The organism is Acinetobacter kanungonis, assembly GCF_009939195.1.
Classification (GTDB): Bacteria; Pseudomonadota; Gammaproteobacteria; order Pseudomonadales; family Moraxellaceae; genus Acinetobacter; species Acinetobacter kanungonis.
Genome location: NZ_JAACKC010000001.1, coordinates 398,256 through 410,596, shown reverse-complemented (window position 1 = coordinate 410,596; position 12,341 = coordinate 398,256). Strand labels below are relative to the sequence as shown.

Genomic DNA, 12,341 nt, shown 5'->3' with positions numbered 1-12,341 from the left:
TAAGGCTTTGTTACACAAACCAATTCATGACGGCTTATTCAGCAATATAATTTCCAAATGAATAAGTCCTACGGATATGGTTTTGGATGTACTTGAGCAAGCACTTCATAGCAGTGATAGGCCTGAAAAGGTGATTCATCATAGCGACAGACGCTTACATTACTCGGCTATTCGTTATACTGATCGATTAGAAGCAGCCAATACCAGACATCAGTAGGTACAATGGGTGACTCATACGACAATGCATTGGCTGAGACAGTGAATGGCTTAGATAAATTTGGGGTGATTGAATATTTAAAATCTGATTACATTGGTTTAGCTGATGTTGAATTGGTAGGATTGATTTAACAAAAAACGATTACAAAGTGCGATTGGATATATTTCGCCATTTCAATTTGAAGCAATGTATTATGAAAGAATGTAACCTTTAGATTAGGCTGCCTAACTTAAACAAACTATCTCCGAAAAACCCGGTATGGTTCAGATTGTCATATTGGCTCAATTGACGCTATCTCACTTAAATAATAGCTGTTTAAATATAAATAAACCATTGAATTTATATACCTAAAAAATAACACTTTCTAAGCATTTGGAAATATACCTTTAAGATGCTAACAAAGATAAAATTTATCTATTTTTAAATAATTTGGAAAAATTTATAACGTGAAGGATTTAATAACGAATATTCTGAGTAACCAACCTAAACTAACCGGCAGAGAAATTTCTAAAATTATTGGTATTGAAAAGAAAGAGGTGAATGCTTTCTTATATCAAAATCAAGATATTTTTTCAAAAGATGAAGCCTATCGTTGGTCTTTGGCTATAATGCCGTTAGATAAAAACTCAGAAAGACCGAAGATGAACTGTGAACTTGAATTGAACAACATTGCTAAGAATAAACTGATTCAATTATTGGATTATGTATCTCACCAAGCTGAGGATACTCAAAAAATTCAATATGAAATTAGTGGTAATAGATTTTATTCTCATGATCTAGAAAAACTTCATGGCTTAAAGATTCTGAATGATGGCGATTGGTGGTTCCAAATTGAACGCTTACAGCTTAAATCGATGCCGAAACCATCCGAAATACTCTCTTCCTATATCCATGTTGATGCCGAAAAAGAACCTACTGTTAATTTTTCTAGTTTAAATAAGATTGTATCTTTCAAAAAAGTTCATCAATTCCGCTTGCCCTACAGTAGCGTGGCATGTGATTTGATTACTAAAATTGACATACTTCAGAAGCTGTTCAAAGAATTCGAAAGCTATCAAAATAGTTGGGAAGATTGGAAACAAAATAACGATGAGATTAAAAAATCTATTGTTGTTTATGACAAATTATTCTCATGGAATACAGCGATTAATTTAGGTGGAACAGGCGATGGTGAAGAGATCGTTGCAGGCTTAGGCTTAGTTGACTGGGTACTTCCAACGACTCAAAAATCTTATTCATATCCTCTCATTACTATTCCATTAGAAATGGAGATAGAAAAAAATGGATTAATACGTGTAGGTGCCAAAGATACACGTGCCAATATAGAAATGGATGCCATCTTATTAGAGGATGATCTGCCTACTTCAGGACAAGTAAAATTAGCTTTAAAAGAAAACTTAAATAATGGTCGCTCATTACAACTATTTGAAGGGGAAACTTACTCTGATCTAGTTGAAGCTTTCGTTGCGAATATTTTTTCAAGAGGAGTAATTGTTGAAGCAGAAAATAGGGCGATACCATCTAAAAATCTAGTGGTGACATTAACATCAGTATTATTTAGTCGTCCTAAAAGAAATTCTATTTTAAGTGATGACATTGAGTTATTGAAAACTAAACTTAATGATCCATCTGTTGCTATACCTGAACAACCTTTATCGTTAGTGACAGAATTAAAAAACGATATTAATCAAAAAGAGACTTACAGTTTTAGGGGCCGTTCTGGTACCGAAGGATTCGGATCAAAAGTTGAAGAGCTTTATTTCCCGCTGCCTTATAACAAAGAACAAATTACTATTGTTCAGAATCTGCTAACCAGCAGCGGTGTAGTGGTGCAAGGTCCCCCAGGTACGGGTAAAACACATAGTATCGCAAATATTATTTGTCACTATTTGGCGAATGGTAAAAAAGTACTGGTCACTGCACAGCAGTCACATGTCCTTAAAACAGTACATGAAAAGATTCCTGATGAATTAAAGCCTTTAGTAGTCAGTCGCATTGGTACAAGCAAAGAAAGTAAAAATCAGCTTGAATCTTCAATTGATTTGATTGTGCAAAAAATTACCCAGATGAATGTTGCAGAAGTTCGAAAAACGATCGAAGTTCTAAAACAACAGATAGATCATAACCATCATGAAATGGCGTTGATTGATCGAGAAATATATAACTTTGCAGAAAAGCATTATCAGAATATTGAGGTGGATGGTAATAAAAAATTACCTATGGATATCGTGAAAACGGTATTAGAAAGTAGAGCATCTTACTCATGGTTTGCAGACCAATTAACTTTGGAGGAAAAAGACCAATTTCCTTTTTCCCAGATTGAATTGATTCAATTGAGAGACTCAAGGAAGAAAATAGGTACAGATTTACCATACATAAATTATGGTCCTCTGCCAGTTCCTGAGAGATTATTAGATTCGACCAGTCTCAAGAAATTAAGTGAATTCTTAAAAGAAAAAGATGAGATTGAGGAATTCTTAAAGCAAAATGACCAACATAGATTCAAGGAAATTACTTCTGAAGTAGAAATTAATGAGCTAAGAGATTGGTTAAAGATTTATCTGGAAGATCTAAACCTTGTTCTTGATCATTCAGAACCATGGTTATTGAGCTATTTCAAAAAGATAAATTCAGAAGATAAGGCTGTGGAGCTGGATATCTATACCAACCTTATTCAAGAAGTTCAACCTTTATTGGAATACAGAAAATCACTATTAACTGATCCCATAGAGCTGAATTTTGAGATATACCCAAACTCAAAAGAATACCAAGCTGTTCAACGAGCTGTTGATACAGGTAAGCCATTTAATTGGTATCATTTTGGTACTGCTGAATTACAAGAATTATTTAAGTCAATTAAAGTTTCTGGAAAATATCCTGATACGGCAGATGAATGGAAAAGAGTTAAAGAATATATTGATAGAAGGCAGACTCTTAATATTTTTATGAGCAAATGGAATAGTATTGCAGCACAATTAGATATTCCTTTAATTGAGTTAAATAATCGTGGTATCGATCAAATATTAAAAGAGTTCACACAGCTCATCAGTAGAACCCAAAAATGCCTAGATTTTAAAAATAAGTATTTGGATGTATTTGGTGCCAATTATCTAAAAGTTTTTAGTAGGGCTAAATCTTTTGATTTCTATGGATTACCTAAAAATATTGATGACTTGATTCAATTGTTAGGCCAGAAGTTAAAAATATTTAATTTAGAAGTCTATCAGCAGCATCTGTCTGATCAAATACTTTATCTATCAGAGTTTGATAATAAAATATCAAATCGCCTGCAAAAAATTGTATCTCAGATTGATTCAGATTCGCTGTATGAAAATGAACTCAGAGAATATGCTGATCTATTAAAGCAATTGGCACATTTGAAAGATTTAACTGAAGATTTTGAAAGAGTTAAATCAGCCAGTACTAAATTGAGCCAAACAAATGCTTTGATTCTTAGCAAAGAGATTCTTGAGATTCCGTACGCCGAAGAAATGGAAGACCCTATATTACGTAATACATTGCTCGAGGCTTGGGAATGGAAACGTCTTGAGATTTTTGTAATGACGATTAGTAATACAAGTCGAATTGAAAATTTGTATGAGCGTCGTCGTATTCACGAGAAGAATCTGTCTCAAAATTATGCTCAATTGGCAGCAAACAAGACGTGGTTGGCATTAAAGGAAAATGCCTCAGATAAGATTTTAGTTGCATTACAGCGTTATAAAATTGCTGTACAACACTATGGAAAAGGGACAGGCAAGAATGCTCCACGTTATCGAAAAGATGCTCAAGTAGCCCTTAAAGAGGCAACAGCAGCTATTCCTTGCTGGGTCATGTCACATCTTCAGGTATCTGAATCTATGCCTGCTGAATTAGGTCTCTTTGATTTAGTGATTGTGGATGAGGCATCACAATCATCAATTGACGTATTACCTGTTTTAATGCGTGCTAAAAAGTTATTAGTTGTGGGGGATAATAAGCAGGTTTCTCCGAGTAATGTCGGCCTAGCAAGTGCTCAAATTGATGTATTAAGGAATCGTTATCTACATGGTCAGCCACATGCTGCATATTTAACACCAGATATGTCTTTATACGACATGGCTTCTTCTATCTATGAGTCAAGTGTGATGCTTCTAGAGCATTTCCGCTGTCATCCTGCGATCATTAGTTACAGCAATAAAAACTTTTATGGTAACCGTATTAAGCCAATGCGATTATCGAAGAAATCTGAGCAGTTAAGTCCAGCTTTAGTCGCAATTTATACACCGCAGGGGTATAGAGAATCTAAAAACAGCAAACATATTAACCGAATAGAAGCGAAAGCAATTATTGATGAAATGAAGCTACTTCTTAAAGATGAACGATATGCAAATAGATCAATTGGCGTGATCTCGTTGTTAGGGCCAGCGCAGGCTGAGTTCATTCAATCAGAAGCTTTGAATGAATTTGGTGCAGGAGCTCTTACTCAGGTCCAATTTGCCTGTGGAGATGCTTCAGCATTCCAAGGTGCAGAAAGAGATATTATTTTCTTGTCTATGGTAGCAGATCCTGAAAATTGTCATGCTTTGAGTCGAACCGATCATGAACAGAGATTTAACGTGGCTGCAAGTCGTGCTCGTGAACGGATGTATCTTGTTCATTCGGTGAGTCGTGATCATATATCTCCAAAAGATTTAAGGCTGAATTTACTTAATCATTTTTATGATGTGCAAGAAGATAAAAAAGCATCATTTGATGCGAAATTGGAGTTATGTGAATCAGAGTTTGAAAAATCTGTATTCGTGGTATTACATGAAATGGGATACACAGTTACTCCACAAGTTAAGGTTGGAAGCTATCGAATTGATTTAGTCGTTGAGTCTGATGGAGACCAACGTTTAGCCATCGAATGTGATGGTGATAGTTACCATGGACCTGAACAATGGCATGATGACATGATTCGTCAAAGAGCTTTGGAGCGTGCAGGTTGGACATTCTGGAGATGTTTTGCATCAAGTTGGTCAATTGAACGTGAAAATATGATTATTTCATTAAAGGAAAAACTAGGTGCAATGGGTATAAAACCTACACATGGAGCAAGTAGTTTCATGCAGGATGTGGAACAAAAAGTATGGTTGGATAGTGAAGCTGAAAGTTTTAGTGAAAGTGATACTAACGATGATTTATTAGTGGTGTAATTGTTTAATATACTTGAATTATTTGGCTTTGTTTCATTACACAGCAAAGCCAAATATGGTTTGTAGTTTTTTTAAATGATACGAATTAATGACTTTGAACATTAATTAATTTTAAGTAAATTTGGCTTAAGTTTAAAAAGCAATTATATTTACGATAAAATATTTGAATTTTGATTGCTAGGTTTTCTAAGTACTAGAACTTTAGAAAACTTTGTTGTAATAATGTTAAATCTTGAGGATGAAGAAATGCCAGTTGGAACTTATCAAGAAGAACTATCATGTGGAGGAACATTAAAAGTCCATAAAAATTCTTGGGAGATTTCATATTATTTTGCTGGAGTAGATCTTAGGTATAATGGAACTTTTGTTTCGATTCCTGGCAGTTCAATTAATGACTATATTTTGGCCTTTAAAGAAAATTGGGAAGACTACGAACAATTGAAATCAGCCATACCAAGTGGTGGCGAATTCACAAAAGATGGTAAGTTAGGGATGAGTATACGTATTGGTAGGTTTAAAGAGGGAGTTTGCCTTAGATCTTATCATATGCCTATTAGTTCCAAAAAACAGCTGGAAAGTATAATAAAAACATACAAATATGCTTCTGAGAGAGCACCCCAAATTCAGAAGTTTTTAGCCGCTTTATAGAAAGTAAATAAGTTTTTTTGGATATGACTATTTAACTATCAGATGAATGAGGAAATAATTATAAACTAGAGGGAAGTCCTCTAGTTTATAATTGGTAGAAGTGAAAAGTGGGGGGATTTTGAACACAATTAACTTCATCAAAATGAACCTGAAAATATAAGGAATTTAACACAAGACTCTATAGTTAAGGAGAATAATTGTTGATATTATCTTTGGTTAAGTGTTTGAATTTAATATAAATCTATTGAAAAGTTGAATAATATGAATACTTATCAGTTAATTCAAAAAATTTTACTTTTACCTCAAGTTGGTAATGTAACTGCATTAACAATTATAAATAAATTGACTTCAAGTAATTATACAGATAAAGAGCTAATTGATTTTATACAAGAGTTAATTCCGAATAAACTCAAGAAATTTGATTCAGAACAATATGTGAAATGGCAAAGAACTTATGAACAAATATTTAAAAGTAATGATCAGAATAATATAAAAAATATCATATATACAGATAGTAATTATCCTCAGGCATTAAAAATGTTAAAGACTCCTCCGTTAATTTTAAATTATAAAGGTAATTTAGAAAAATTAATTACATCTCCTTCAATCTCGGTAATAGGTACTCGAGTACCAACACAATATGGTGAGAAAATTGGATTAAGAATTGGAGAAGTTTTAGCTGAGAGAGATATTAATGTAATTAGTGGGTTGGCTCTTGGTTGTGATGCTATGGGGCATACAGGGGCACTTAATCAAGATGGTTTTACTTGTGCAGTATTAGCTCATGGTTTACAAGAAATATATCCTAAGCAAAACATAACCCTTGCTAAAAGAATTTTAGACCAAGATGGGTTGTTAATTAGCGAATATCCTTTTGGTATGGCACCTAGTAAAAATTCATTTGTTGCACGAGATAGAATTCAAGCTGGTCTTTCAAATGCGACTATTGTTGTTGAGACAGGAATAGAAGGGGGGACTATGCATGCGGTTAAAACTACTATTGAGCTTGAACGAACTTTATTTTGTGTGGATCATCCTGAAAAGTATAGAAATGAGGAAAAGGTTCAAGGAAATATAAAATTGATTGCAGATGGACTTGCTCAACCACTAGGTACAAAAGATGAATTAGACACTATGGTTAGCTTAGTTAAAAAGGAGATGTTTAATTCAAAAAAGTCTTAAACTCTTCCTTATTAAATGTCGGAATTATATTTGATCTTGATCAAACATTGATTAATAGTGTTTGTGCATTAGAAAATAGAAAGGCTGGGAATTGGGGGGGAGTATATTCAAAAATCAATAAATTTGAATTTTTTGATGGGATTGAGTGTTATTTAAATAGATTGGTTTTAAATAATATTCCATTTTGTATTGTTACATCTTCGCCACGTTCGTATTGTGAAAATGTAATTGCTAGTTTTGGAATTAAAGCAAAGTTTCTAGTTTGTTATCATGACACGAAAATGCATAAGCCTCATCCAGAGCCAATACTTTTAGCAAAAAATAGATTAATTAATGAATATGGGTGTAATTCTATTATTTCTGTTGGAGATACAAAGGATGATATTGTTGCATCAAAAAGGGCTAATGTAGTTTCAGTAGCTGCCCTCTGGGGTAGTGAAGATAGAGATAGTTTGCGTGAGTCAAAGGCAGATTTAATCTTTGAAACAGTTTTGGAAATGGATGAAATGGAATTGATGTGATGATACAAAAATAGTTTGTATATTCATTTAAATATTTTTTTATTAAAAATAATTTGTTATATTAAAAATATACTTAACAAATTAAAATAGAGTCATGAGCATCTATTTAACAAGAACTTCTAGCTTACCAAATTTTCTAAGAAACTCGAATTTATGGGGATCTATTTTTAGTTCTAAGCAAAAAAAATGGAGACATAAACAAGAGCAAATAAAAAATTTATTAGATCTTAGATCTAGTCATGCTTGGGGGGGGCCTGAGCAATTAGAAGGAGACTTTAATAAAGAGAAAAAATTTATCTATACATTAGCAACCCAAATCTTGCAAAGAGGTGATTGGACAATTCCTAGTGTATTAGTAGAACAGAAGCTATTTGAATACGCAAAAAGTAATTTTAATTTTGATTCACAAGAGCCTAATGAGGAAGCTATTTCTTTAGAATTTATAAATCCTATATTTGGAGAGTATGATAGTAATAAATTAAAGAATGTATTTGAAAATAGAATTTTTAACTCAGAAAATCAGAATTTTAATTTCGATAAATATTGGAAACAACTTAACTTAAGTTTTGAAGGAAGTAACGTAGAAAAGTTGTTTTATGATGATTTTTTAGTTGAAATACTAGGGATAAACCATATTCATACTTTATCTGCACAAACTTTTTTACAAGATCTTGGTTTGGGGCCTGAGTTTAAAGGTCAAAGAGTTGATTTCAGCATTGATGATGGTGATGATGTTAAAGTTGTTATTGAAATTGACGGTAAACAACATAAGTCTTTAGCTCAAAATTATCTAGATCAAGTTCGTGACTTTTCATTAAAATCATATGGATGGAGTGTTTTTCGTATTTCGACTGAAGATGTTCGAGTAAAAAAATATCCTAATGAACTAATCGAAAAATTAAAGAATTTAAAGTATAAGAATTATCCAGCTAGAACAATGACTGAAATAACTTTAGCTTGGGGCAGTACTGCAATTACAAGGATACAATTTTTAATATTAAAAGCTTTATACAATAATGATTTACAATTAAATGGTACAGTAGGAATTGAATGTCATCATTGTGATTCCTGGATCAAAGAAATTGCCCTGCATGACTTAAATATATTTTTAAATCATCTATTTAATTTATATGATTTTGAATATGTAAGTGAAATAAAATTAGAGCATACTAAATGTACATCTATAATTGTTGATGTAGATCCATTAAGTAATATTTACCCAGATACGAGAAAAAAGAATACTAAATACTATTGGTCGAGATCTGTACATCGTGTTGCAAAGGAACCATCATTTAATGCACATTATAATTTTAAAGGAAGTTCGAATCCTCCCCTAAATAGTGTTAATTATTTTGTTCAATATTTATTCAGAAAAAAGTCATTGAGGGATGGGCAATATGATATTTTTTCAAAAATATTTTCAAAGAATGATGTCATTGGCCTATTGCCGACAGGTGGTGGAAAAAGTCTAATTTACCAATTATCTGGACTCCTTAATGTAGGTCTAAGTATATATGTAGCCCCATTAATTTCCCTAATTCAGGATCAATATGACAGATTTAATGAAATTGGAATAACACGAGTTACTCAGATAAGTAGTGCTCTTAAAGTAGAAGAAAAGAAGATTGAAGAAGATAAATTAGTGTATGGACAATCACGATTTATCCTAGTGTCACCCGAACGTTTTTTAATAAAAAGTTTCCGTGAAATTCTACAGTACTATCAATTTGTATTTGGGCAGATTAATCAGGTTATTATTGATGAATGCCATTGTGTGAGTGAATGGGGACATGAATTTAGACCAGCATATTTAAGTGTTAGTAGAATTGTAAAAGAGCGAACACTACGACTGGATTCCTCTGCACCATTGATAGCTCTTACAGGGACCGCATCTTCAGTCGTTTTAGCTGATGTAAGACGCGAGTTAGGATTAGAGGATCCAAATTGTTTGGTTCAAGCAAAAAGTATGGGAAGGCCTGAGCTAACTTTAAAATGTACTTTAGTTAATCAAGAAAATAAACTTAGTTATTTACAGGAAAATGTTAAAAATTTTATCGACATAAATAAAAATAAAACAGATGGAATTTTGATTTTTACAGATGCAGTTAATGGTAACAAAGGTGTATACAATATTGCTGCAAGTTTAAATAGTATTTTAAATGAAGAAATCCGATGTTATGCTGGATCAAAACCAAAGAATTTTGAATGCATCAAAGGAAGTAGTTGGGATGAGATAAAAAGAAAAAACCAAGAAGAGTTTATAAATAGTTTTGATCCAAGTTTCCGAATATTAGTATCTACTAAAGCATTCGGGATGGGGGTTGATAAACCATCAATTCGTAGAGTAATCCATTTTTCAACACCCTCTTCTCCTGAAAGTTATTATCAAGAAGTTGGTCGTGCAGGCAGAGATAAGCAGCCTTCTGAAGGATTAATATTATTTTCAGATGAAAATTCTGAGGTTGTTGATAAAATCTTATCACCAGACATTAATATATCTACAGCAACAAAAATTTATGAAGATTTTGATAAGGTAAATAGATGGGCTCCTGGTGATTTTTTAGGAGCATTTTATTTTCATAAAAGTGCCTTTGGAACACCAGAACAAGAAGTTGAAAATTTAATGATTGTTCTAAATCAGATTAGATTTAATATTTTAAATAATGGTTCTAATTTATTGCGATGGGATATAATTCCTAGAGATAAAGATGGTAGTGCCGTAGAGTATTCGCTTGTGCGATTATTGCATATGGGGGTGCTAAGAGATTATACAAAAGATTACAAAGCTAGAGTATGCTTTTATGACTTAAACTCTGATTGGATGAATATTAAGGATGAAGTTGTAAAACTAAAAAAATATTATGCAAATAAATTTGAGTATTATAGAAGTCGTTATCAAATTCTAAAACAAAAGAATCAGATCAATACTTTGAATTATGAACAACTTTATGATTTGGAAAAATCAGTTACATCTGTATTCATTGATTATGTATATGATCAAATTGAGAGAAAACGTAGACAGGCATCAAGACAAATGCTTGAGATGGTTCGTATAGGTATAAAACGACCTGAAGAATTTGAGAGAAACTTATTACTTTATTTACAAACATCAGAAAGCTTTACAAATATTTTAGAAGAGTTAGTTCATAAAGATAACGTTTTTGAATGGGTTAGAATAGTTGAAGGAAATCTAACACCTGATGACATACGTGAGTTATATGGTGCTGTTCAACGTGTTTTGGAAAGTTATTCGACGCATCCTGGATTATTGATACTGAGTGCGATAACAAGAAATTTATCTATTGATCAATCTTCATTAATGAGGAGTACTGAAGAGATTCGGGCGGCTTTAAATGGGTTGGAAGAGTATGGTATTGAAAATATTGAAGATACAATGAGATATTTGAAACATATCACTGAACAAATAAGTATTATGCTATTTAAACACTTAGACGAAATATTTGCAGTATGGGAATATGAAAAATTGGAAGCTCCAGTAGAGATATTGGTAAGGCAGTATCCATCAAGTACATTTGCTAAAAATAAGTTGTTAGTAAATTACATTAATTCAGTTTTTAATGATTTCGGTTTGGAAAAAATATGAGCGCGAAAATAGATCAATCAACTATGGAAATCGTACAAGAAAGTATGGGAGAAGCCTACGAAAGTCTGCAAAGCCTAAAAAATCTTGTAAGTAGTTATTCTAGAAATTCAGAAATTTTGAGGAATTTAAATGATGTACTTACTCACATTAAATTAGACATTGAAAATACAAATGATATTTATAAAGAAGAAGAAAAAAATATTAAAAATTTGATGAAACAAGTCTATGATATAACTAATGAGCAGAAGCATATATCTTTAAAAATTCCTCTGATTATTAAACAATTAGATCAGAATGAAACTATTCAGGTTATGCAAAGTTTTGATAAAAAAGCAACAGAATATCAAAATAATTTTGATTGTTTAATCTCTAAGATGAATGAAATTTTTGAAAATAATTTTACGAAATGGAATAATTCTACCAATTACTTGGAATATTCTAATTATGTTGATGAAGTAAGAGATACGCATAAAAATATCATATCTGCTTTCAATCAACTTGATTTGTCTCAGTTGAATAAATCTTTTGATCTAACTTTAGGGGAAATTAAGGTTGATATCAAAGATGTAATCAATTCTCAAAATTACAAATTAAATGAATTTTTAGAATATAGCTCTACAAATCAATCTTTTATTTATGATAATTTTCAAAAGGTTCATGAAAAAAATGAAGAATATTTACAGATTTTAAATAAACTTGAATTAAATGATAATTTAAATTTAATAAAACAAAATTTAAATAAAATTGAGGAAAAAAATTCAATCAATGTCAATAAGATTGAAACTTCAATAAATTTTCTTAAGGCTACTGTTGAAACTAAAATAGGAGCAATTTATAGAAAGATTGAAGAATTGGAGCAATCAATTATTTCTTTGAATAATTCACAGAATGAGAGTTTTTTAAAAATTAATTCATTTCTTTCTGAAATGGAAAAAAATCAAAAAATTATTATTGAGCAAACAAAGAAAAAAGGTTGGTTTAGTTGAGAAAAT

General features: G+C 31.7%; 6 protein-coding genes and 1 pseudogene. All 7 read left to right on the top strand.

Translation table 11 applies throughout. The features are described 5' to 3' along the window. Positions 1-70: 70 nt before the first annotated feature. Positions 71-424 (top strand): annotated as a pseudogene (locus GWK51_RS01770) (IS3 family transposase); the annotation flags it as partial. A 239-nt stretch (positions 425-663) separates the two neighbouring features. Continuing rightward, positions 664-5,394, top strand: coding sequence for an AAA domain-containing protein (locus GWK51_RS01765; protein WP_161932437.1), 4,731 nt, complete (start codon positions 664-666; stop codon positions 5,392-5,394). Positions 5,395-5,640: 246 nt separating this feature from the next. Beyond that, positions 5,641-6,042 carry a hypothetical protein gene (locus GWK51_RS01760; protein WP_161932436.1) on the top strand — a complete coding sequence of 134 codons (402 nt, stop codon included), beginning with the start codon at positions 5,641-5,643 and terminating at the stop codon, positions 6,040-6,042. 261 nt (positions 6,043-6,303) lie between these two features. Continuing rightward, positions 6,304-7,224 (top strand): DNA-processing protein DprA, encoded by a 921-nt coding sequence (locus GWK51_RS01755; protein WP_161932435.1) that lies wholly within the window; start codon positions 6,304-6,306, stop codon positions 7,222-7,224. Between the two features lie 47 nt (positions 7,225-7,271). Beyond that, a complete protein-coding gene (locus GWK51_RS01750; protein WP_161932434.1) occupies positions 7,272-7,745 on the top strand; it encodes an HAD family hydrolase in 474 nt (157 codons plus the stop codon). Positions 7,746-7,839: 94 nt separating this feature from the next. Next, positions 7,840-11,349, top strand: a complete 3,510-nt coding sequence (locus GWK51_RS01745; protein ID WP_161932433.1) for a DEAD/DEAH box helicase — start codon at positions 7,840-7,842, stop codon at positions 11,347-11,349. Continuing rightward, a complete protein-coding gene (locus GWK51_RS01740) occupies positions 11,346-12,335 on the top strand; it encodes a hypothetical protein (RefSeq protein ID WP_161932432.1) in 990 nt (329 codons plus the stop codon). Before GWK51_RS01745 ends, GWK51_RS01740 begins: the two co-directional genes overlap by 4 nt. Positions 12,336-12,341 lie beyond the last annotated feature (6 nt).